Source organism: Paenibacillus chungangensis, from assembly GCF_042675905.1.
In the GTDB taxonomy this organism is placed as follows: Bacteria; Bacillota; Bacilli; order Paenibacillales; family Paenibacillaceae; genus Pristimantibacillus; species Pristimantibacillus chungangensis.
Genome location: NZ_JBHTJZ010000073.1, coordinates 1 through 22,551, shown reverse-complemented (window position 1 = coordinate 22,551; position 22,551 = coordinate 1). Strand labels below are relative to the sequence as shown.

General features: G+C 54.1%; 23 protein-coding genes. 12 read left to right on the top strand and 11 right to left on the bottom strand.

Annotated elements, in window-relative coordinates; genetic code table 11:
- Positions 1–23 precede the first annotated feature (23 nt).
- The 5 genes from ACFQ2I_RS23285 to ACFQ2I_RS23265 all read right to left on the bottom strand — a co-directional run bounded on the left by ACFQ2I_RS23285 (position 24) and on the right by ACFQ2I_RS23265 (position 6,470).
- On the bottom strand, positions 24–1,094 hold the full coding sequence (locus ACFQ2I_RS23285) for an acetyl-CoA carboxylase carboxyltransferase subunit alpha (RefSeq protein ID WP_377568752.1): 1,071 nt from the start codon (positions 1,092–1,094) through the stop codon (positions 24–26).
- Positions 1,087–1,977: an acetyl-CoA carboxylase, carboxyltransferase subunit beta gene (accD, locus tag ACFQ2I_RS23280; RefSeq protein ID WP_377568749.1), complete on the bottom strand. Its 891-nt coding sequence runs from the start codon at positions 1,975–1,977 to the stop codon at positions 1,087–1,089. Before accD ends, ACFQ2I_RS23285 begins: the two co-directional genes overlap by 8 nt.
- Before the next feature lie 40 nt (positions 1,978–2,017).
- On the bottom strand, positions 2,018–2,206 hold the full coding sequence (locus tag ACFQ2I_RS23275) for a glutamate decarboxylase (RefSeq protein ID WP_377568747.1): 189 nt from the start codon (positions 2,204–2,206) through the stop codon (positions 2,018–2,020).
- 94 nt (positions 2,207–2,300) lie between these two features.
- Positions 2,301–2,798, bottom strand: a complete 498-nt coding sequence (locus ACFQ2I_RS23270; RefSeq protein ID WP_377568744.1) for a phosphatidylglycerophosphatase A family protein — start codon at positions 2,796–2,798, stop codon at positions 2,301–2,303.
- Positions 2,799–2,870: 72 nt separating this feature from the next.
- Positions 2,871–6,470, bottom strand: coding sequence for a DNA polymerase III subunit alpha (locus ACFQ2I_RS23265; RefSeq protein WP_377568741.1), 3,600 nt, complete (start codon positions 6,468–6,470; stop codon positions 2,871–2,873).
- A 118-nt stretch (positions 6,471–6,588) separates the two neighbouring features.
- On the opposite strand from ACFQ2I_RS23265, the gene ACFQ2I_RS23260 reads away from it, so the two are divergent.
- From ACFQ2I_RS23260 to ACFQ2I_RS23250, 3 genes are all read left to right on the top strand, one after another.
- Positions 6,589–6,915 carry a YtrH family sporulation protein gene (locus tag ACFQ2I_RS23260; protein ID WP_377568738.1) on the top strand — a complete coding sequence of 109 codons (327 nt, stop codon included), beginning with the start codon at positions 6,589–6,591 and terminating at the stop codon, positions 6,913–6,915.
- Between the two features lie 3 nt (positions 6,916–6,918).
- Positions 6,919–7,434, top strand: coding sequence for a hypothetical protein (locus tag ACFQ2I_RS23255; RefSeq protein WP_377568735.1), 516 nt, complete (start codon positions 6,919–6,921; stop codon positions 7,432–7,434).
- A 104-nt stretch (positions 7,435–7,538) separates the two neighbouring features.
- Positions 7,539–7,847: a YtpI family protein gene (locus ACFQ2I_RS23250; RefSeq protein ID WP_377568732.1), complete on the top strand. Its 309-nt coding sequence runs from the start codon at positions 7,539–7,541 to the stop codon at positions 7,845–7,847.
- Here ACFQ2I_RS23250 and ACFQ2I_RS23245 read toward each other — a convergent pair.
- On the bottom strand, positions 7,841–9,199 hold the full coding sequence (locus ACFQ2I_RS23245) for a DRTGG domain-containing protein (protein ID WP_377568729.1): 1,359 nt from the start codon (positions 9,197–9,199) through the stop codon (positions 7,841–7,843). The two genes, ACFQ2I_RS23250 and ACFQ2I_RS23245, sit on opposite strands and share 7 nt — an antisense overlap.
- 88 nt (positions 9,200–9,287) lie before the next feature.
- Complete coding sequence (locus ACFQ2I_RS23240; protein ID WP_377568727.1) at positions 9,288–9,767, bottom strand: hypothetical protein; 480 nt, start codon at positions 9,765–9,767, stop codon at positions 9,288–9,290.
- Between the two features lie 178 nt (positions 9,768–9,945).
- On the opposite strand from ACFQ2I_RS23240, the gene ACFQ2I_RS23235 reads away from it, so the two are divergent.
- Positions 9,946–10,311, top strand: a complete 366-nt coding sequence (locus tag ACFQ2I_RS23235; protein WP_377568724.1) for a helix-turn-helix domain-containing protein — start codon at positions 9,946–9,948, stop codon at positions 10,309–10,311.
- 111 nt (positions 10,312–10,422) lie between these two features.
- Here ACFQ2I_RS23235 and ACFQ2I_RS23230 read toward each other — a convergent pair whose 3' ends face one another.
- The gene (locus ACFQ2I_RS23230; protein ID WP_377568721.1) at positions 10,423–10,704 is read right to left on the bottom strand and encodes a hypothetical protein; all 282 of its coding nucleotides are present in this window, start codon (positions 10,702–10,704) and stop codon (positions 10,423–10,425) included.
- Positions 10,705–10,921: 217 nt separating this feature from the next.
- Between ACFQ2I_RS23230 and ACFQ2I_RS23225 the strand changes: the two genes are divergently transcribed.
- Genes ACFQ2I_RS23225 through ACFQ2I_RS23200 form a run of 6 tightly spaced genes read left to right on the top strand, consistent with a single transcriptional unit; the run spans position 10,922 to position 17,692 of the window.
- On the top strand, positions 10,922–12,298 hold the full coding sequence (locus ACFQ2I_RS23225) for a YheC/YheD family endospore coat-associated protein (RefSeq protein ID WP_377568719.1): 1,377 nt from the start codon (positions 10,922–10,924) through the stop codon (positions 12,296–12,298).
- 11 nt (positions 12,299–12,309) lie between these two features.
- The gene (locus ACFQ2I_RS23220) at positions 12,310–13,461 is read left to right on the top strand and encodes a YheC/YheD family endospore coat-associated protein (RefSeq protein ID WP_377568716.1); all 1,152 of its coding nucleotides are present in this window, start codon (positions 12,310–12,312) and stop codon (positions 13,459–13,461) included.
- Between the two features lie 50 nt (positions 13,462–13,511).
- On the top strand, positions 13,512–14,885 hold the full coding sequence (locus ACFQ2I_RS23215) for a YheC/YheD family endospore coat-associated protein (protein WP_377568713.1): 1,374 nt from the start codon (positions 13,512–13,514) through the stop codon (positions 14,883–14,885).
- Positions 14,882–16,030 carry a YheC/YheD family endospore coat-associated protein gene (locus ACFQ2I_RS23210; protein ID WP_377568710.1) on the top strand — a complete coding sequence of 383 codons (1,149 nt, stop codon included), beginning with the start codon at positions 14,882–14,884 and terminating at the stop codon, positions 16,028–16,030. The genes ACFQ2I_RS23215 and ACFQ2I_RS23210 overlap by 4 nt, the downstream gene beginning before the upstream one ends.
- Position 16,031: 1 nt before the next feature.
- On the top strand, positions 16,032–16,520 hold the full coding sequence (locus ACFQ2I_RS23205; RefSeq protein ID WP_377568708.1) for a GNAT family N-acetyltransferase: 489 nt from the start codon (positions 16,032–16,034) through the stop codon (positions 16,518–16,520).
- Positions 16,517–17,692 carry a YheC/YheD family endospore coat-associated protein gene (locus ACFQ2I_RS23200; protein ID WP_377568705.1) on the top strand — a complete coding sequence of 392 codons (1,176 nt, stop codon included), beginning with the start codon at positions 16,517–16,519 and terminating at the stop codon, positions 17,690–17,692. Before ACFQ2I_RS23205 ends, ACFQ2I_RS23200 begins: the two co-directional genes overlap by 4 nt.
- Positions 17,693–17,924: 232 nt before the next feature.
- Here the strand turns inward: ACFQ2I_RS23200 and ACFQ2I_RS23195 are convergent, their stop codons facing one another.
- On the bottom strand, positions 17,925–18,602 hold the full coding sequence (locus ACFQ2I_RS23195; protein WP_377568702.1) for an HAD family hydrolase: 678 nt from the start codon (positions 18,600–18,602) through the stop codon (positions 17,925–17,927).
- 325 nt (positions 18,603–18,927) lie between these two features.
- Here ACFQ2I_RS23195 and asd point away from each other — a divergent pair, with 325 nt between their 5' ends.
- Positions 18,928–19,716, top strand: a complete 789-nt coding sequence (gene asd / locus ACFQ2I_RS23190; RefSeq protein WP_377568699.1) for an archaetidylserine decarboxylase — start codon at positions 18,928–18,930, stop codon at positions 19,714–19,716.
- A gap of 108 nt (positions 19,717–19,824) precedes the next feature.
- Here the strand turns inward: asd and ACFQ2I_RS23185 are convergent, their stop codons facing one another.
- The gene (locus ACFQ2I_RS23185; protein WP_377568696.1) at positions 19,825–20,610 is read right to left on the bottom strand and encodes a helix-turn-helix domain-containing protein; all 786 of its coding nucleotides are present in this window, start codon (positions 20,608–20,610) and stop codon (positions 19,825–19,827) included.
- Between the two features lie 175 nt (positions 20,611–20,785).
- Between ACFQ2I_RS23185 and ACFQ2I_RS23180 the strand changes: the two genes are divergently transcribed.
- On the top strand, positions 20,786–22,084 hold the full coding sequence (locus ACFQ2I_RS23180; RefSeq protein ID WP_377568693.1) for an aminotransferase class I/II-fold pyridoxal phosphate-dependent enzyme: 1,299 nt from the start codon (positions 20,786–20,788) through the stop codon (positions 22,082–22,084).
- A 104-nt stretch (positions 22,085–22,188) separates the two neighbouring features.
- Here ACFQ2I_RS23180 and ACFQ2I_RS23175 read toward each other — a convergent pair.
- Positions 22,189–22,551: S-layer homology domain-containing protein (locus tag ACFQ2I_RS23175; protein ID WP_377568690.1), on the bottom strand; the 363-nt coding region annotated here is incomplete at its 5' end.

Genomic DNA, 22,551 nt, shown 5'->3' with positions numbered 1-22,551 from the left:
AATACGATTGTATCCCTAAATCCTTAATTCAGCGTAGGGCTTGCTTCCTCCCGATTCGCTTCCATGACTTCAGATTGTTCCGCTTGTTCCCCGTCTCCGGAATCTTCAGCAGACTGTTCCTGCGCATCGCATTGCTCCGGAGAGGCCATACGGAATTCGCCAATCTTGCGGAACTTCTCGTAACGGTCCGCAATCAGTTCCTCGCCCGACATGTCCTTGAGCCCTTCCAGATGGCGCCATAGCGCCTCCTTGATCAACTCCGCCACACCTTCATAATGGCGATGCGCTCCGCCCTTGGGTTCTCCCACGATCTCTTCGATTATACCGAATTCCAACAGGTCATTCGCTGTAATCCTCATCGCTTCCGCGGCTTCATCCGCACGGGAGGCATCCTTCCATAAGATAGACGCAGCCCCGTTCGGTGATATCGCGGAATAAATGGCATTCTCCAGCATAAGCACCCGATTGCCAACCGCAATCGCGAGCGCCCCGCCGCTGCCGCCCTCGCCGATAACCACGCAAACAATAGGCACGCCGAAGCCGGCCATCTCTCTCAGATTGCGCGCGATTGCCTCTGATTGGCCGCGCTCCTCTGCGGTATTGCCTGGATATGCGCCCTTCGTATCGATGAACGTAATGATAGGGCGCTTGAACTTGTTCGCTTGCTGCATGAGGCGCAGCGCCTTGCGGAACCCCTCAGGATGAGGGCTGCCGAAGAATCGGGCAATGTTATCCCGCGTATCCTTGCCGCGCTGATGTCCAATAACGGTAACCGGAACGCCGTTCAACTTCGCGAGACCGCCTACGATCGCCAGGTCATCGGCGAATAGGCGATCCCCATGCAGTTCCATAAAGTCCGTAAATACCAAATGAATCAAATCCAGTGAGGTAGGCCGCTGATGATGGCGGGCGAGATGCATCTTCTGAGCTGGAGTTAGTTCATTGTAGAGTTCTTCCTCCAGTTGCTTGCAGCGTTCCTCTAGCCTAGCGATCTCCTCCGAGAAGTCGATGCCCTTGCCCATACTGAGGCTCTTCAGCTCCTTAATCTTCTGACGAAGCTCATTAACGGGCTTCTCGAAAGGAAGCTCAGTCATCGCTTGATCCCTCCTTCACTACACCATGCATGTCCAATAGCTTCGCAAGCGTCGTCTTCATATCCTTGCGATGAACGACCATATCCAGCTGGCCGTGCTGCAGGTTGAACTCCGCCGTCTGGAAGTCATCGGGCAGCTTCTGACGAATCGTCTGTTCGATGACGATCCGGCCCGCAAAGCCGATTAGCGCGCCGGGCTCCGCCAGGTTGTAATCTCCCAGAGAGGCGAAGCTGGCGGATACCCCGCCGGTCGTCGGATCCGTGAACACGGAGATATACAGCCCGCCGTCATTCTGGAACTTCGCCAGCGCCGCGCTCGTCTTCGCCATCTGCATCAGACTGAGTATGCTCTCCTGCATCCTCGCTCCGCTGGATGTGGAGAAAATAATAAGCGGCAGCTTGCGCTCATGTGCCGCTTCCACAGCCCGCGTAATCTTCTCGCCGGCGACAGAGCCCATGCTGCCTGTGAAGAAATCAAAGCTCATGACGGCAATGACGACGGGATAACCGCCGATCTTCCCCTCGCCGGTAATGACGGAGTCTCGGAGACCGGACTTCTCCTTCTGGGCTTCCAGCTTCTTGGCGTAGCCAGGAAAGCTTAGCGGATCTTCAGATTCCAACAGTGCGTCGAACTCAAGCATACGCCCGTCATCAAGCGTCATTCCGATTCGTTCCCAAGCGTTAAGACGGAAGTGATGCCCGCACGTCGAGCATACCTTCAGATTTTTCTCCAACTCTTTGCTGTACTGAATCGTACCGCACTTGGCGCACTTATTCATCAATCCTTCCGGAATGTCGGCGCGTTTGGAGCGCTCAGACCGTCCTGCGCGATCGGAAGGTATCGTCGCGTATTTCTTCTTCGAAAAAAAGTCCTTAATTTGCAAGTTTGACACCTCTCAAGGCGCAATCGTATCGAACCAGTCTTCAGGGACGGATGATCGTGTTGAATACTTCCTGCACTTCCTCAAGCTCGCCTGATGGGACTAGGATCTCATATTGCTGTTTGGACAAATTGACAGGCCGGATTTTCACCAAGAAACCTTCTTCAGTAAGCCGATCTTTGATGTTTTCTGCTATTGCTGGCGTGGGTGCAATATAAATAACCGTCCACATGGTGGTACCTCCTGAAACTTCCTGTAAAGCTTCGTTCACTTCAAAAAAAATCCAACCCGTCAAAGGCCATAATGATGCCATAATGATAACATAATTATAGCGACTCCGGCAAATGATATTGAATGGCCTTGGGGTCGCCGTGAGCGATGCGTGCGGAAGCGGCGGCAGCCAGCCCCGCTACCAAATCATCCAAAAATACATGTATGCCGTTCTCTTTCACATTCAACTGGCGGATGATGCCGGGTTTGGTCTTGTCCAAATATCCGAAGCTTGTCAGCCCGATCATGCCGTATACATTGGTGATGCCAAGAGCTAGCGTCTCATCGACGCCATACAACGACTCGTCTGTTTCCATAATGGCTTGCAGAGGCTGCGGCAGCAAGCCACGCTCCGCCAGTTCGTCAAGCGCAAGCCCTGTATACAGCGCGTATTGCACTTCACGCTTGCCCAGCACGGCCCGCACGCTTTCCTCACATTGGGTCAGCTTCAGGTCCCTGTTATAAGGATGCTGCAATGTGAACACAATGTCCGCAATATCGCCAACCGTCACGCCTCGCTTCGCCAACCAATCCTCGATTTTATTCATGGGCATTCATCCTCTCGCTGCTGCTTGTATCTCTATGCATATGCGAGTATCTGATAATATGTGCAGCGAACATGCCCCTTATTTCAAGACGAATGTGCCCTTGCCGAGCAGAGCTTCGACGAAGCCCGCAAGCTCAGGCGAAGGAGTGACCCCCGATCGTCTGTTCAGCGCCAGCATTTTGCCTTCCCGTTCATAGAACAACACCGTCTCCACCGACCCTGCATGCCGCTCCAATATTCGCTTCAGCTTGGACAGAATCTCCCGCTGCTCGTTATCCGCGGAAATTTTAATATAGGCGCGGTATGACTTTCCTTCGGAGCTGTTCCCCACTGAGGGAGGACTCAGCGCTTGTCTCCGCCGTTCAGACTGCGTACTGCCAGGTAATGTCCGATCACTCCGCCTTCCGCCATAGCCTCCGCCTCCTCTGAAGCCCGCCTTCCCCCTTAGCCAGCGAACGGAAGCCGTAAGATCCTGCTGTTCGCCATCCAGAGGCACAACCTCCTCGATGAGCAACTTAAAGTCTTCGTCCGCTTGCTGCACCTTCGCCAATATTATGACAAGGCCGTCCTTGTGCAGCTTGGAGGAGTATCTCTCCCATACCGACGGGAAGACAACGGCTTCCACGCGCATGACGCGATCCTCCACCTCTAGGAACGCCATCGACTTCCCCTTCTTCGTCCGGAACGGCTTCATGCCGGCGATCATGACCCCCAGAACGGCAGCGGAGCCGTCAGGAACTTCCGAGAGCTGAACGAGCCGATCCAACTGCAGACCGTCCAACACGGGCGCGATAGCTTCCAGCGGGTGGCCGGACAGATACAGCCCGATATGTTCCCGCTCCAGATCCAGCTTCTGAGCCGTCCCGAACGGACGAATGTCCGACAGCTCCACATCCCAGTTCTGTACTTCGTCGAAGCCGAACAACTCAATCTGCAGCTCCTCTCGCTCCTTGCGCCACTTCTGAGCGACCTCCATCGTCTCCTCAAGCGCGCCCAGAAGCTGGGCGCGATGACCCGGCAAGGAATCAAACGCCCCGGCGCTGACCAACGATTCCAGCACGCGCTTGTTGACGACGCGAAGATCGACCCGCTTGCACAGATCCAGCATACTGTCGTAGGGTTGCTTCTTCCGTTCTCTCATAATCGCCTCGATAGCGGTCGTGCCCACATTTTTAACAGCGGCCAGACCGAATCGAACGGCGCCATCTACAGGCGTGAAGGAGACGCCGCTCTCATTCACATCGGGGGGCAGCACTTCAATCCCCATCCGTCTGCACTCATCGACGTACTGAGCGGTCTTGCGCATGTTACCGGTGACCGAAGAAAGCATGGAAGCCATGAACGGAACGGGATAATGCGCCTTCAGCCAGGCTGTCTGGAAGGCAAGCACGCCATATGCCGTCGCATGCGCTCTCGGGAAGCCGTAATCCGCGAAGCGCACGATCATATCGTAGACACGATTGGCATCTTCAGCGACATATCCCATGCGGAGACTCCCTTGTACGAAATGAGCCCGTTGCTCGTCCAGCACCTCCCGCTTCTTCTTGGACACCGCCCGGCGCAGCAAGTCCGCCTCTCCCAATGTAAATCCCGCCATCTGGGAAGCGATCGCCATAATCTGCTCCTGATAGACGATGATGCCGTATGTGTCGGCGAGCACCGGCTTCAAGTCCGGATGCGGGTAGTGGACATCTATCGTGCCATGCTTGCCCCCGATATACTGCGGAATGAATTCCATCGGTCCGGGGCGATACAGCGCGAGTACGGATATAATGTCTTCGAATCCCGTCGGCTTCAACTCGCGCAGCACACGGCGGACTCCAGCGGACTCCAATTGAAAGATGCCCGTCGTCTCTCCCTTGCCCAGCATCGCGTACGTAGCGGGATCGTTATCGTCCACCGTATGGAAGTCAATCTCCCTGCCATAGAGCTCCTTCACCCAGCGCAGCGTCCTCTCCAGAATGGACAAGGTGCGCAGACCGAGGAAATCCATCTTCAACAGGCCGATTGCCTCCAGATTCTCCATCGCATATTGCGTCAGTGCGATGCCGTCGCCGCCTTCCTGCAACGGCGTATAATGCGTAAGCGGCTTCGCAGCGATGACGATGCCCGCCGCATGGGTGGAAGCATGGCGAGGCATGCCTTCCACCTTCATCGCCATGTGAATCAACTTCTCCGTCTTCGGACCTCGCTTCGCCAGCTCTTGCAGCTCGCCGCTAGACTCAAGCGCACTGCGCAGGCTTACGCCTACGCCGCCCGGGATCAGCTTAGCAGCCTTATCTACGTCCTGGAACGGAACGGCAAGCGCCCTGCCTACATCGCGAACGGCCGCTCTGGCTGCCATCGTGCCGAAGGTAATAATCTGGGCGACATGGGATTCGCCATACTTGGCGGCGACATATTGAATAACCTCTTCGCGACGTTCATCGTCGAAGTCGATGTCAATGTCCGGCATGGAGATTCGTTCCGGATTAAGGAACCGTTCGAACAGCAGCTTATACTTTAGCGGATCGATGTCTGTAATACGAAGGGTATACGCAACCAGACTACCGGCGGAGGAGCCCCTTCCCGGTCCTACGCGGATACTCCTCTCTCTAGCGAACCGAATGAAGTCCCATACGATAAGGAAGTAATCGCTGAAGCCCATCTTGTCGATTACGCCAAGCTCATAGGCGAGACGGGATTCCGCAGCCTCCCTGTAGGAGGCATCATGCAGCCACTTCTCCGTATCGCCATATCTGGCCATCATCCCTTGCTTGCACAGCTCGGACAAATAACCGCTGGAGTTCATGTCCGCTGGAACCGGTCGGAACACCGGCAGGGAAGCGCGTCCAAGCGGAATATGCAGCTCGCACTTGGCCGCAATCTCCACAGTATTCCTCAGCGCCTCCGGTACATGGCGGAACAGCTCCGCCATCTCGTCGGCGTGCTTCAGGTAAGCCTGGTTGGTCGGAATATGCAATCTGTCCTCGTCCTCCACCGTCTTGCCCGTACCGATGCAGATCAGGACATCCTGGACCTCCTTGTCCTCTGGACGCAAGTAATGCGCATCGTTCGTCGCGACCAACGGAATGCCGGTCTCCTGAGCAAGGGCGATCATGTATGCCATTACTTTCTTCTGCTCCAGCAATCCGTGATCCTGAAGTTCCAGATAGAAGTCGTCGCCGAATATTTGCCGATAGCGAAGCGCCGCCGCGCGAGCTTCGTCCTTGCGGTCGTGCAGCAGATGCTGGGCCACCTCGCCGCCAAGACAAGCGCTCAGGCAGACGAGACCTTCGGCATGCTCCTCCAGCGAGGCCATGTCCACCCTCGGCTTATAGTGGAAGCCTTCCAGATAGCCGATTGTGCTGAGCCGCATCAGATTGCGATAACCCGTCTCATTCTTGGCCAGCACGATCAGATGATAGATGGGGTGATCCTTGCGCGAGCCCTTCTGGAAGCGCGATTCTGCCGTCACATACAGCTCGCAGCCGACGATCGGTTTGATGCCGCGATCACGGCATGCGCGATAGAACGGAATAGCTCCGTACATTACGCCATGGTCCGTAAGCGCCAGCGCGTCCATGCCCAGATCCGCCGCTCGGTTAACTAGCTCCGGGATACGGGCTGCGCCGTCGAGCAGACTGTATTCGCTATGAACATGAAGATGCACGAACGAAGAACCGCTATAGACGTCCACCCTGATCTCTTCCTTTCCTCTATCAGACAATGAATATGACTATTTTATCATATTGGAGGGGGACACGCCCATACAATGAGAGTAGGAATCGTACGGAGAGAATGAGAGGGAGATGGCCATGAGTTACTTCCTGTCCAAAGCAGGACTGGATTTTTTCATCGCATTCGGCATCGTGATAGGAGGCGCCATGCTGGCCGGCATCGGGTCCGTCTTCATGCTGATGCCGCCTGCGACCATCATGATGGATACGGCTGCCCGGTTGAAAATATGGGCGATTGTCGCCGCTATCGGAGGCTCGATCGATCCCGTCCGCGTCATAGAGAGCAACATATCCGCCGGTCAGCTATCGCCTGCAGCGCAGCAGATCTGCTTCATTCTGTTCGCCTTCCTCGGCGCGCACATCGCAACGGAATTAGTAAGAATCCTCTGCAGAGGGGCGGTATAACAGATGAGACTGCCTCCCTTCCAGCGCTACACACGATGCATGCAACTGCTCGGCGCGCTGCTGTCGGGCATGCTGATTGGAGCTGCGATCCTGAACACGCTGCACATCGCCAAGTTCCAGCATATGTACAATGTCAACCGGGGACTGCAGGAGCAGCTCGAGCAATACGAGCAGGACATTAGAAATCTTAATTACTACAAATCGCAGCATACCGTTATCAAAAGTATTAAGCTCAGGATAGAAAACGGAAGCGCGAACGAGCAGATGAGAGCCAGGCTAGATGAATTGACGGAATCGGAGCTCATTAAGCGTGTCAAGGAACATCTGTCCATCTTCTTGGGCAAAAGCATCTACGACATCGACTCCGACGCCAGGCTTGCTCGCAACCTGCTGAAGAGCATGGTATACCGGGACGTGTACGGCAAAGATTATACGATTGAGCTGAAAACCGTCCTGCTCGTCGACAATGTGCTACAAATATGGATGACGGTCAAATCCTATGCCAGACCTCCCAGCTAAGGATAAGACAGTGCGGCGGCATTCATGGTACAATAGAAAAAAACGGGCGCCCGCTCCACTGCAGGCGCTCGTCTCTATGCGTAAAGGAGCTGCTATAATCAACGATGAATGAATTGATTCAATGGGTACTTGCGCCTTGCATTCTAATTAGCCTGATGGGCTCGGTATGGTTCAGCATCAAGTCCAGACGCACAACGGATGTCAAATGGAAAGGCATCTGCTCCGCCCGTATGAATATGAGCATGGGCGCCATGCTTATATTCATCGCAGCCGTGCAACTGCTGCTGTCGAACGAATCCACGCTGCGTATCGTCATCGGGGCAATCTTCCTTATCATCGGCGTATTCAACCTGTTCGCAGGCATACGCAATCAAGGTTACTACCAGCGCTTGAAGGAACAACAGCGTCAATAAGGATCAATCATCTGGGCCGTCAGCATCGCCTTGGCGGCCAGCCCCTGCTCGTCGTGAACCTCCACCTCCAGCTTGGAGAACTTGCGGCTGAGCTCCAGCGCTCGCGGCTTCACCAGCAGTTCGCTGTCGATCTGCACTGGCCTCACGTAATAAGTCGTCATGCTCTCCAGAAGGAAATCCCGCTTGCCCGTCTCCCTGATCATATTCCTGGCACCCTGAATCATGAGCGTAGATAACAATCCTTCCGATGCCATGCCGAGCGCCCCCGACATCTGCGGACTTACTCTGCCTTTATAGGTGATGCTCGCCTCCTCGGTGCCGCTCTTCGCAGAGTTCATAAATCCCGCCCACATCAAATCTTCGAACGTCTCCCCCGATTCCGGCTGCTTCCCTGCGAACTTCATCGCATCCAGCACTTCCCGCCGTGTCACAACGCCAAGCAGCTTGCGATGGCGGTCGACGATTGGCAACAGATCAATGCCCTCGGCAGCCATCGTATGCGCTGCGGAAGTAACCGTAATATTGGGCGCGGCCGTAATGGGATGCTTCGTCATGACCCGCTCCACCACTGTACGCTCGTCGGCTCCGGCAGCATCCTTCGCCGTAATCATGCCGATTACCCGCTTACGCTCGTCCAGCACCGGGAAGCGACTGAAGCCCGTCTCTCGCGACAACGAATAGAAGTCGCCCACTGTCCGTCCAACCGTCATCACATCCGCTGTGCGGCTGAATGTGACAATATCCTCCAGCAGCATAATCTTGCGCTTGATTAATCGATCGTACATCTCCCTGTTCAACATGGAAGCGACCGTGAACGTATCATGTCTTGAAGACAGAATCGGCAGCGCCAGCTTGTCAGCCAGTTCCACCGTCTCTTCGCTAGGCTCGAACCCCCCCGTGATGAGAACGCCCGCGCCTTGCTCCAGGGCGCGAGCGTGCGCGCTGGCCCTGTTCCCTACAATAAGCAGGCTGCCTTCATCGATATAACGCATCATGGCGTCTAGCTCCATCGCGCCGATGACGAACTTGTGCAGCGTCTTATCAAGCCCCGACAATCCTCCGTACAGTCGCCCCTCCACGATTTGGGCCACTTCGCCGAACGTGAGCTGGTCTACCGCATCGCGCCGCTTCCGCTGGATACGCACCGTGCCGATCCGCTCCTTCGTGCTGACGAGACCAGACGCCTCGGCCTCCTTGAACGCCTTGTATACGGTGCCCTCGCTAATGCTCAACTGCTTTGCAATTGCTCTGACAGATATTTTCGTACCAATCTTCAGCCCTTGAATATAGTGCAGAATTTGTTCATGCTTCGTAATGGTCTCGTTATGGGACTGCTTGTCTGCTTCACTCATTGACATCCTCCCTGTCTACACCACCATTATAGAAGATATAGTGACGCATGACGAATGGGAAGCTTTATCAACCGCCGTATGAATGCAACTATGTCCAATTCAGGCGCACGGCTGTCACCTTAATTCCGGCATCCACCATCGTCTCTTCGTCCCCTAGAAATCGCCACTTCCGCAGTAAAGCGTTCATCGTATTGACGTTAATGGCCGTCTCGGCTCCCTTCTCTACGAACTGCTGCCAATCGTAATCGATGGGTACGCGATATTTCTGCTTGAAGACAGGATATTCGTCGAAGGTAATGCACTGCTTCGGGATGCGAGGATAGATATGGTTGAACAGGAAGGTGTTCTTCTCGCTGCAGGGCCTTTCTATCGGATCGGACTGAAGCTTCATCGTATACTCCACCATCTGCGTATAAGCGTTGACACCGCAACGGAACGAGCCGTGCGCTTTCCCTTGGTTTGTAAGGCGATGAGCATATCGATAGGTGAATTCCACATCAAATGTAACATGACAATAATATGTTCTAACATTCCGGAAAAATTGAAATTCTTGCGCTAGCATCGTCAATCTCAGCCTGCTCCCTCTCATCATTTTTGCCAACTTGTATTCTGCGATGTCATTTTTAGCCTAATTATAATAAAAAAAACCACTTTTTAGTCAATGACTATAGTCGTTCAAATAGATACATTCTATATAACGTTGTTGCACCGCATGCAAAACTCTATCTTTAGGCTGAGGTGACATAATGAGCGATATTTCGCGACTAATTGGTGAGAACATCCGCACCTTGCGCAGGGAAAAGGGACTTAGCCAGGAACAGCTGGCGCTTCGGGCAGACATTAATACGTCATACATGGGACAGGTTGAACGGGGAGAGAAAAATCCTACGATTGACGTCCTCAACAGAATCGCATTCGCCCTGCAAACGCCACTGAAGGATATCGTCACCGTGGAGGAGCTTGGCGAATTGAGCAATGCTGGCATGAACAATCCGGAGAGCAGCCTCTATGCCGAGAAAATCGCCCATCAACTGACTGTATTGAGTCTGAAGGAGCAGGAAGTCGTCTACAAACTTGTCAAGCAGCTTGTTCATTTCAGAGAAATGGACTAGCTGTCCCAAAACCAAAAATGACATTCATGCCTATTCGGGGTGAATGTCATTTGCACAAATATTCATTCTCAAATATTATCTTGTCTACTCTGCTTGTCTGCCTTAAACCACCTAACGCATTCCTCTGACACCGCCCTTGTTCCTCTCTGCCGCCCTGTCCGTGATCCTTCTCTCCCAGGCAAGCGCCTTCGCACGCTTCACTCGAACTAGCTCCTTCCGCTTCTCCTCACTCATCAACAGCACATTCACATTCGCCCCGACAGCAAGTACAGAGAACGAAAGCCATATGAACCAGAACAGATTCTCCACCCGCAGCGGGCCTCCAAGTTCCAGATGAGGCATCGCATAGAAGATCATCGCTGTGGCCATAAGCAAATAAACTGTGTGCTTCATCAATTACGCTCACTCCTCTCCGCTTCGCTTAATTCTATTGTTAATGTATGAGCCTGTCCGGCGGGATATGACTCGCTTAACTGCACGCACAAAGCATTCTATGCCCACATATGATGAAGTAACCCATACTGTCTCAATGTGGGTCAAATTCACTGTACACAATAAAGCGTTGTCCCGATCCGATATTCCTCCTGCTTGGAAGGAGAAGAAAACTACAATGCGTAAATCAAAAATAGGACTGCAACTCACTCCATCTACTGTGCTGCCGGAGGACGCAATTATGCTTGGGGAAAGTGTCATCCGAGCCAAGAAGATCCCTCGCAGCGGACCCGTCATCTTAAAGTTCGGGGCTTATCGGCAACACGTCAAAATTATTCCATCTCCAAAAATAAACGGCATGCGAATGAGTGGAGCGCTAGCGGCCAGGATGGGCATCTATGCCGGCCATCCGTCGCGCGTCGGGCTGTGCCTGCAATACGACGCCGATACAAGCACGCTTGCCCTGGGTCCGTTAATCGGCGTTCTGGTAAGCAGAGACTATCCAGACTCTCCGGAGAAGCCGTTCGGATCGATCACGATGTTCTGCCGCGAGCTCGTAGAAGCGTGCAAGGCGCAGGGGGCGTATGTGTTCTTCTTCACACCCGACCTGATTGGCGACAGCGTCGGGGGGACCGAAGGGTGGGTCTATACGGGGATCTGGCAGCGCGTATGGCTGCCCGCTCCGGACGTCATCAACAATCGACTTACTTCACGCAGACTGGAGAACAGGCCGAACGTCAAGCAATTCATCGCCGAGACGAAGCACGCTTACGGAACCAGCATATTCAACGAGAAGTTCTTGGATAAGACAGAAGTGTTCGACGCGCTGCAGAGCAACAATGATCTTCGGCGCTACTTGCCGGAGTCGCACCAGCTGAGAAATATATCGACAATGAAGTCGATGTGCTCTCGCTACTCCAGCGTATTCCTCAAGCCGGTGCGCGGCAGTCTGGGCAAAGGCATTATCCGGATATCCCGACTGAGCGCCGATGGCTACCAGGCGATGCACGCTACGTCGGCAGGTTATCGCAAACAGACCTATCCTACCCTTGGCAAGCTGTACGCTTCTCTGGCGTCCAAAATGAAAACGTCTCGCTACCAGATTCAGCAAGGGCTTCAACTGATCGAAATTGGCAAGCGTCCCGTCGATTTCCGAGCGCTCGCACAAAAAAACGCAGCCGGCAAATGGACGATCACGTCGATTGTCGCCCGAACAGCAGGCGAACAGCATTTCGTATCCAATCTGGCGCGCGGCGGCACGCTAAGCCCGGTCGGAGTAGCCGTAGCTAAAGCGAACATTGGAAAAAACAGCCAGGACGCGGCGCTCCGGCTCCGTCAGGCCGCCCTTCATATCGCGCAAGGCGTCGACGAGAGCATTCCTGCCCATTTCGGTGAACTGGGCATTGATCTGGCATTGGATACGAACGGGAAGGTATGGCTGCTGGAGGTCAACTCCAAGCCGTCCAAGAACGACAACACCCCGCTTAACGAAGGCAAGATACGTCCATCCGTCAGGATGATGATTCAATATTCCCGTCATTTGGCGGGCTTCTAATGGAGGTGCCCATGCCACAGAAGACCATTGCGCTAGGCATTGCCACAGCGCCCCCTCGGCCGACTTCCCCGGCCAGAGGTGCTTTCACCCCCGCAGAACCTCTGCTTTGCAGGGAATTAAGTGTGGCGGGCAAGGTGGAGGGCATCGAGGTATTCGTGTTCTCTGCGGCGGATCTCGACACTTCTTCCGGGCGATTGTACGGCTATTGTCTGGAGCAGGACAGGTGGATCAGACGTGAAGTGCCCTATCCCGACGTCATCTACGACCGCTGCTTCTTCGCGAGCAGCCAAGACCGATATCGCTGCGCCGATGCGCTAGCGCAGCTGGCGGAACAGAAGCCGCACCGGCTGCTGAACGGCAAGCTGCCGTCCAAGCTGGCTGTACACAACGCATGGAGCGACGACCCAGTCCTACTTCCTTATCTGCCTTCGACAGCGCCATACGGCGCATGGAAGCAACTGGCTGCTGCCGCCGAGCGTTATAGCGGCGGAATTGTACTGAAGCCCGCTGCCGGCATGCAGGGTCGCGGGATCGCGCATGTGCGCCTTGATCCATTGACTAGCGAATGGATCATCCGCGGCAGAACGATGGGCAACCAGCCCTTCGCGCGGCGATTCCCCAGCTCGAACGAGCTGATCCCGTGGATAACAGCCTTCATGAAGCAGTCGGCCTTCTTGCTCCAACCGTACCTGCAACTGATCGGGGTGAGCGGAAGACCTTACGATATTCGTTCCTTGATGCAGAAGGATGGGAGCGGCCGCTGGCGCTGTACGGGTACTTCGGCGAGAGAAGGCGACGCGCAGTCAGTAACGTCCAATCTGCACGGTGGCGGCTCTGTCCGGCCCGCTCTGGAGGTATTGACGGCAAATTTGGGCAGGTCCACAGCTGAACATTTACTCCCGCTTATCCATACAATAAGTGGGCAGGCAGCAACTCAGCTGGAGCATAATTTCGGCAGATTCGGCGAGCTGGCTTTCGACTTCGGCATCGAGCCGGACGGAAAGCTATGGCTGCTGGAGGCGAACGCCAAGCCGGGACGCGACTGCTGGAGGCGCGCTGACAATCCGGAGCTTCACCGGCTATCCATTGATAGATTGCTACATTATGCCCGTTATCTGGCCAATGCCTATCGCACGACACCGTCACTTGCATTCACCAAATGACCGAATCAGTCCCGTAAAGCTGCGGTCTTACACGTTCAGGAGGTTCATCGATGAGTTTGACAACTTGTAACGTACACTTTGCTCAGCAATCCGACAAAATCGTCTATTTGTCCAGACCGCTCATCAAGCAATTGAAGTTGTCTGGCAATAAATCCGTTCATCTCAAGCTTGGCAAAGAAATGATTACCGCATCGCTCAAAGCCTTGAAGCGTTCCGGCAATCACCTGTATTTGTCCTCTGGCGTCCGCAACTCCATTCGCGTCCCCAAATCGGGCAATGTCATGCTGCTCAGCAACGGAGACAACGAATTGCAGCTGGGACCGCTCGTTGGCATACTGACCGACACCATTCATACGTCCGAAGGTCCGTTCGGCTCCCGTTCCGGCTTCATCAAGCAAGTGATCCGTACAGGAGATCGAAGAGCGTATATGTTCGTATTCACACCGCGCGATATCAACTGGCAGCAGGGCACAGTCTACGGCTATTTCTTGCATGCCGGTGGCAACTGGTACCGACGCATCGTCCCGTTGCCCGACGTCGTCTACAACCGCTTGCCCAGCCGCAGAGCGGAGACAAGCGCATCCATCAGCGCATTGAAAGACCGATTCATCAAGCGGCAAATTCCAATCTTCAACTGGAGCTTCTTCAATAAATCTGATGTCTACAAGCTTCTGGACAACGATCCGGAGGCACTGAAGCATCTGCCGGAGTCCGTCTCTAATCCGTCGGCTGCGAAAATAAAAGAGATGCTGGAAAAATATCAATTTATCTATTACAAGCCGACAAGCGGCAGTCTCGGTATCGGCATTTACCGCCTGACCCACCATCCCCGTCGCGGTTATTTCGCCAGATATCGCAGAGGCAATCGGAACGTTCTGGTCCGCTACAACAGCTTCCAAGCACTTATGCGCATGCTGCAAGCGAGACATGCCGGCAGGCTGAGCAGCTACGTCGCTCAACAGGGGATAAGGCTTGTGGAGATAGACAAGTGCCCCATAGACTTCCGCTTCCATATGCACAAGAACGGCAACAATACGTGGGTGCCGGCAGGCATCGGAGCGAAGAAAGCCGGCCGCGGCAGCGTGACGACGCATGTGAACAGCGGCGGCTCCCTCATGACACCGCAGCAAGCGCTCAGCCATACGTTCGGCAGTGAAGCCGAAGCGGTGCTGGAGCGAGCCAAGTCGGTCGCCATCAAGCTGTCGGAAGCGATTGAGCGCAACTATCCCCACCGGCTAGGCGAGCTCGGTCTTGATCTCGGGATCGACAAGGACGGGAATGTGTGGATGTTCGAAGCGAATGCGAAGCCGGGACGTTCCATCTTCAAGCATCCCGCCTTGCGTTCGGAAGGGCACGCTTCCGTCTCCTATATTTTCGAGCATTGCTTGTATTTAAGCCGGTTTCAAGGGGGAACGGCGACATGAGTTCCACAGTATGCAATGAACAGCAGGCAGCCGTATCCTTTACCTCTTCTCCAGTACTCGCCATCCTCACCGTTGACGACGGACAGGGACAGTTCAGGGGCAATCGCAACAATTTTTCCGATCTGATTCTAACCGGCGAGTCGCTCGGCTTTACCGTATACGTACTGACCGTGAAGCAACTCGTGCTTACGCGCAAGAAGCTGTCTGGATTCGTCTATCACCGTGACAGCCATACGTGGGAGAAGCGATCAATGCCTTTTCCCCACATTATCTATAACCGCATCCCTTACCGAGAAGACGAGATGCAGCCTGCCGTCAGACAGAAGATTAACGCTTGTCGCAGGCATTCCCGCATCAAGCTGTTCAATCCTTCCTTCTTCAACAAGTGGGAGCTGTTCGAATGGTTGAAGCAATCCAGGCAGACCCGCCCCTATATTCCCGCTACGCGCCGTCTAATGAATATCAAGTCGCTGGATAAGCTTATTAGCAAGCATGCTTACGTGTACTTGAAGCCGGAAAGCGGCAAAGCCGGAAAGGGCATTATGACATTGAGAGTACGTCAGGAAAAAACGCTGCCTTACTTGCTTAAAATACAGGAAAACAAAAAAAGCTCCTCCTACAGCTGCTCCTCCATTCAGAAGCTGTGGAGCCGAATTCAAAAACAAAGCGGCGGAGAAGCCTATATCGCCCAGCAAGGCATTCAGCTCGCATCGTTCCAGGACCGGAAATTCGACCTGCGCGCGCTCGTACAGAAGAATCGCAGCGGCATATGGGAGTTGAGCGGGCTGGGCGCCAGACTGGCAGGGGCGGCCAGCATCACAACTCACGTTCCCCGTGGGGGGAGGATTGAAGACCCAGAGAAGCTTCTTACCCATTCATTCAATGCGGAGACGGCACATAGGCTATTACAGAGAACAAAAAAAACAGCCCTTCTTATCGCGAGGCAAATCGAGCGGGCTTCCAGACAGCGGCTGGGCGAAATGTCGATGGATCTGGGCATTGACAGCAACGGGAACCTCTGGTTTTTCGAAGCGAATGCCAAGCCGATGAAATTCGACGAACCGCATATTCGTCAAAAATCGCTGGAGCGCATTTTTCATTACAGCTCCTACTTGACCAGAAAGAGACGGACTGGGGGTGCCTAATATGGAAACGCAGCTGTGGACGCCTGAGGAATGGCGGAACGGGCGGCAGAGACTGATTATGTTCGCATCCCGCTTCGGAGAGAAGCGAATAACGGCCGCTACACTGCACGCCTTCCGCCGACTGGACGGAGAACGGCTGCGAGCGGATGCTTCCGGCCTCAGTGACACTGCCGTCGTCACCGTCCAATCAGGGCGTCGTCTAATCGGCTTGGGATTCGCAAGACAAGTCGATCGCTCTCAAGCGGGGGAAGCAGACGACGATGAAGACGCCAGCATGATCGTTATTCATCCTGCCGCTCGCGGAGTCGGTGCAGGATCGGCGATACTGCATGCGCTGCTCTCCCGTCTCGGCCGCCTGACTTGTTATGTGGCCACCGATAATCCCGCCAGCATGGCGCTCTGCTTCAAGTTCGGGATGAGAGCCGTATCGATGCACAGAGGACCAACTGGCAAGCCGACGCTTCGCTTCGAAGGAGGAGCTCCAGTATGACGCAACCGACGCTTGGCGTCCTGACTCTGTATCTCAATGACAACGGCTTGCTGGAAGAACGAGGCATTTACCGGATGATGACGATTGAGGGCAAGAAATTGGGACTGGATGTCGTCGTCTTCACGCCGCAAGACGTCAATTACAATCAGAATCGCATTCATGCCCATGTCTACCAGCCCGGCAGAGGGAGCTGGCACAGAAGATGGATGGCGATGCCGGATGTAATCTTCGATCGCTGCCGTATCCAGCGTTCCCACAGATATGATGAGCTGCTGAAGTTCAGATCGCGCTTTGCGAAGCTCAACTTCCTGAACCGTCCGCTTCGCAACAAGTGGACGATTCACAATGTGCTGGCCAAGGACGATCGCTTCCGCCCTTACTTGCCGCACACCCGATTCTTCAATGGCGTGCAGGATGTACACGAGATGCTGCGAAGGCACGCTTTACTGTACTTGAAGCCGGTGAACGGCACCGGGGGCAGGGGCATCTTGCGCATTCAGAAGCTCCACGGCAGAGCCGTGCACATTCAGGGACGAGATGCTTCACGCCGTATTATCCAGCCTTGCAAGGTGAGTCAGACCGGTCTGGGAAGTTATCTGTCGCGCTGGAATATGAAGAGCGCCAAATATATTGTGCAGCAGGGCATTCAGTTGAAGCTGATGAACGGCCGCGTTCACGACTACAGGCTGCTGGTGCAGAAAGGGGCCGACGGCCGCTGGGAAATGACCGGCTGCGCCGGAAGAATCGGCGCCCCCGGCAGCATTACTGCCAATCTGCATGGCGGCGGTCGCGCGACCAAGATGGAGCAACTGCTGCGGCAATGGATTGACGATGATCAGCATATCGCCAGATTAAAACAAGAGGTAAGCTCGCTCGGCACGGCTATCGCGGCTTATCTGGAGCAATGCTATGATGCGTTATGTGAACTGGCCATCGATCTGGCGATCGACCGCAGCGGCCATATATGGCTGATCGAGGTGAACCCCAAGCCAGCTCGCGAAGTATTCCGCCAAGCCGGCGAGGAGGAAGCATATCGCAACGCTATCAAGCGTCCGCTGCAATATGCGCTATGGAAGATCCGGCACGTCGGACACCATAGAAGCGGTCTTGCACAATCCGTGGAGGGAGTTGCGCATGAGCTTGCGCCGTCCGACTCCTCCTCTTCCATGTGAATATACACCGGCCCCGAATTCTGCCTAGCCGCAGATGTCGGGGCCGTTACTTGTGCATGCTGCGCACTCTAGTGTGGGTTGCCTACACATTTCTCGCGCACGCCTTATTTCAGCCGCTCCAACCGATGCCACATGACCTGCAGCCGCAACATAGCAGTAAACATAAAGGGCTGTTCCACTTCCAGCTCACCAGAACCAGAAGCGGAACAACCCTTCACTTGCAATAGACAACCTATCGTTCATCTACTAATTGTCTGAAATCATGAATTAGTCTGTCCGCATCGCACAACTCTGAACCTTCGCCGTAACGAGCATATGCGCAGCCTATAGATACCAAGCCATTGCGCTTGCCCGCTTCCACATCGGAAGAGCGGTCGCCGACCATCCATACATGGCTTGATTGCAGCCCATGATCCTCCAGCAGGCGGGCTACCAAGTCGACCTTGCTGCGCGTACCGTACTCTCCGGCGCTATAGATGCCGTCGAACAGCGAAGCAATTCCTCTATGCTCAGCAATGCCCTTCACATAATGCTCCAAGCCATTGCTTGCGATGAACAGCTTGACCCCCCGCGCTTTCAACACGCGCAACGTCTGCTCCACATGGGGATACAAACTGCCTTCCCCAGCCGCGAGTCCTTCCAATTCATACTGAAGCAGCAATTCATCGGCCCGCTTCCTCGCCTCTTCCGTGCTGCTCGGCATCACTTGACGCCATATGTCTTCCAGAAGCATTCCCAAGCAGCCCAGCAAGATGTCCACAGATGGAGTCTCTTCGCTGTATAAGCCTTCTTCGCGCAACGTACGGAATACGCGTTCATGTACCGGTATTAATAAAGTGTCCGTCTCGAACAATGTTCCGTCCATGTCGAATATGGCAGCATCCGGCTGCAGCGGTTTATCTTGTTTCATGACTAGCCTCTCCTTCCAAGTCTGCTTCCATCATAATGGATGGGAGGAAGAGGAATCAAGCACGCGCCCTTCCTTTACAAATAATCTACACAATTACCGCTTTCTCTCTGCAGCATGGCGATTATGAACCAGAATCCGTCATGCAGGACTGGCGAAAAGAAGCAAAGCCCACAGCAAAATGTGTAATCGATGCAACTTATTCGAGCTCAGCTGCGTATGCTACGAAGACAGTGGCTATTGATTATGGCTGGCGAATGTGGCACACTGTTGCTTGGGCTTCTTGATACATATCCCATACCTTACAGAGAGGACGTGAGGCAATCACATGACCAAGTGGCTCTTGCGTGCCATGACCGAGCTTAGCTCGCGCAAATGGATTTCCAAACTAACGGGTAAATTCGCCGAATCAAGCGCCAGCCGAATGCTGATTCCCCGTTTCGCGAAAATATACGGTATCAACGTCAAAGAGGCGGAGAAAGAGCTCTCGCAGTATGCGACGTTAAATGAATTTTTCACTAGGCGATTAAAGCCTGACGCACGCCACGTACATGAGAGCGAATCGGCGCTAGTCAGCCCGGTAGACGCTCTGATTACAGGTGCCGGTGTCATCTCGAAAGGTGCTATCCTCAATGTGAAAGGGCAAAACTATACCATTGATGAACTGCTGAACGGTTCGCCGCGTACGACGAACTATATGGACGGCTATTACTACGTCCTCTACTTGAGTCCGACAGACTATCACCGCATCCACATGCCCGTCTCGGGGCAAATTGTGGAGAGGGAACTCATCCCGGGCAAAGTCTATCCCGTCAACAACTTCGGACTGCAGCATATGAAGCGAGTGCTTAGCCGGAATGAACGGCTTGTCACCTACGTCAAGCATCATGCCGGCGAAGCGGCAGTCGTAAAGGTCGGCGCCATGAATGTAAGCAGCATTCAATACGTGATGCCGTTGCGAGAGCGAATGGACAGAGGCGATGAGCTCGCTTACTTCCGGTTCGGATCCACGGTTGTGCTGCTGACGGAGGATGACAGTTTCATCCCTAGAGACGACCTGCATCCAGGAATGAAGGTTCGAATGGGCGAGCGGCTAGGAGATCTTGTGGAGCGTTAATACATGAACAGAACGGCCCCCGCGACGGCGAGTCATGCTCTAACCGTTAGGGGGCCGTTTTGTGCATACCATCCTCTATGTCATTTGTTTCATTATTTTCTGCTCCAGCTACCTCAATTCAGATGGACTTCTCCCTGTATATTGCTTGAACTGTCTGCTAAAGAAGAAAATATCGCGATAACCCAGCGCGTCAGCTACTTCCGTCACGTTCATTCCGGCGTGCATGAGAAGGTGCTGGGCGCGATCGATGCGCGTACGGATCATATAGCTCTGAACAGACATGCCGATGATCTCCTTGAACCTCATAGAGAAATACCTCGGCGAGAGCTGCGCTCTTGATGCCAGATCTTCCACTCGGTGCGGGATACCAGGGTGCTGGGCAATATAATTAGCGATTTCGTGAATCGCTTCCGTCAACTGGTTGCTGACCTTCCTCTCAACTGGTTCCTGAGTATCAGCGCGCAGAAGATGAATAAGCAGCTGCAGCAGAATAAGCCGGGCCTCCTCTTGCGCCGCAAAAGTTCTTACCAGGAACAACCGCACATATCTCGACAACAGATACTCCATATCAATCCTGTCCTCCAGCTTGCGGTATCGGTGAGGAATATGCTGGTAAGGTCCTTCAACTGCGAAGTGAATATAGGTCAGCACAAGCGGTCGCTGCGGATTATGTGTAGCGCTCGTATGATCGCCAGGTCGAAACAAAAAACAACTGCCCGGTCCTACATCGTAATACGTGTCGTTAACCTCCACCACTCCTTCGCCGCTCCATACGTAGAACAAGTCGAAATTGGCAAGCGGCTTCTCCCGTCGCGCCCAACGCCAGCTAGGCTCGCAAGATATTTTGGCAAAGGCGGGCATTAATATGAGCTTGTCAGGCGACAAATGCAGCATGTCCCCCCTCCCTTTCCGATAGGCTCTTTTTCTTATTATAAAATATATTCAGAGACGTTGAACAGCCTCTCGCAACCTCTCATAGATGGGAACGCATAAAAGTGTTATAATAGCGGGAATGAGTCAACAATGATTGATAAGACAGATTGATAAGTTGGAAGGATGAGTGCCCATTATGAACCCACTGGCAAAAGGATTAAACGATACGCTGCAGAAGGATGCAAGTCCGGTCTTCGAGATGCTCTCCAAGCTGGGACGGGACATCTACTTCCCCAAGGAAGGGATCTTGAGCCAATCTGCTGAAGCGAAAGCTAAGGCGAACAAGTTCAATGCGACGATCGGGATTGCTACAGAAGGCGGTCAGCCGATGCATCTGAAGCTAATTCAAGACACGCTCAGCGCCTACAATCCAAAAGATATTTATGAATACGCTCCTCCTGCCGGCAAGCCTCATCTTCGCAGCGCTTGGCGCTCGAAGATGATAAAGGAAAATCCGTCTCTGGAATCGAAATCATTCGGCAACCCTATCGTAACGAACGCTTTGACACACGGCCTAAGCATCGTTGCGGACTTGTTCGCGGACGCTGGCGACGCTGTGATCATACCGGACAAGAACTGGGAAAACTATGAGCTGACCTTCGGCATTCGCCGCGGTGCAACGATCGTAGAGTACCCGCTGTATAATAAGGAAATGCGATTCAACAGCGACGGACTTAGAGAGACACTGCTAGCGCAGAAGGATAAAGGAAAAGCCATTGTCGTCCTGAACTTCCCGAACAATCCCACTGGATACACGCCCGGTCCGGACGAAGGAGAAGAAATCATCGCCGCGATTCGCGATGCCGCGGAAGCAGGAGTGAACGTCGTAGCCGTTACGGATGACGCCTACTTCGGGCTGTTCTTCGAGGATTCCATGCAAGAATCTCTGTTCGGCAAGCTGGCTGACCTGCACCCGAGAGTGCTTGCAGTCAAGGTGGACGGTGCGACGAAGGAAGAATATGTGTGGGGCTTCCGGGTCGGCTTCATCACCTACGCCTCACCGTCGGAAGCAGCGCTAACCGCGCTGGAACAGAAGACACTCGGTATCATTCGCGCGACGATCTCCAGCGGTCCGCATCCGTCCCAGACGTTCGTGCTGCATGCTCTGGAGTCGCCGGAATTCGAGGAGCAGAAGGCGGAGAAATTCGCCATTATGAAAGGGCGAGCCGTCCGCGTGAAGTCACTGCTGGACAGCGGCCGCTATGGTGACGTGTGGAGCTATTATCCGTTCAATTCCGGATACTTCATGTGTCTCAAGCTTTCCGGCGTAACTGCGGAAGCCGTCCGTACTCATCTGCTGGAACAGTATGGCATCGGCACGATCGCATTGGGACAGCATGATCTTCGCGTTGCCTTCTCCTGCATCGAGGAGGAGCATCTGGAAGAGCTGTATGACACGATCTATCGCGCCGTTACGGAAGTAGCCGCGCAATAAATAGAAAGCTTTAGAACATCAGCTTAACACTGAAGAAGCTTCTAAACCCGCTTGTTATGCGGTTTAGAAGCTTCTTTGTGCGAGTTGTGTAACTGCTCTCTCAACTACTCCTCAATAAATTGCAAATCCCTTAATAAGCGTGTCAGCATTACAACCGCCTCGGCGCGCGTCGTATGAGCCTTCGGCTCAAAGAGATTCTCGTTTCGTCCTTGGACGATTCCGTCTTGGACGAGATTCGCTACGGCTTGCCTCGCCCAGTCCGAAATGCTGGCTTGATCTATGAACGCATCCAGAGTTTTGGCGACATCCGCTTGTGCCGATTGCTCGTTCGCTGCAAAATGCCTTGCCCGGTCAATCAGCGCCGCCAGCTCTTCCCGGCGGATCGGCAGATCGGGTCTGAACGTGTTGCCGGCATAGCCTTGAAGCAGTCCCGCATTCACGGCCGCCGTTACAGCAGGCGCATACCA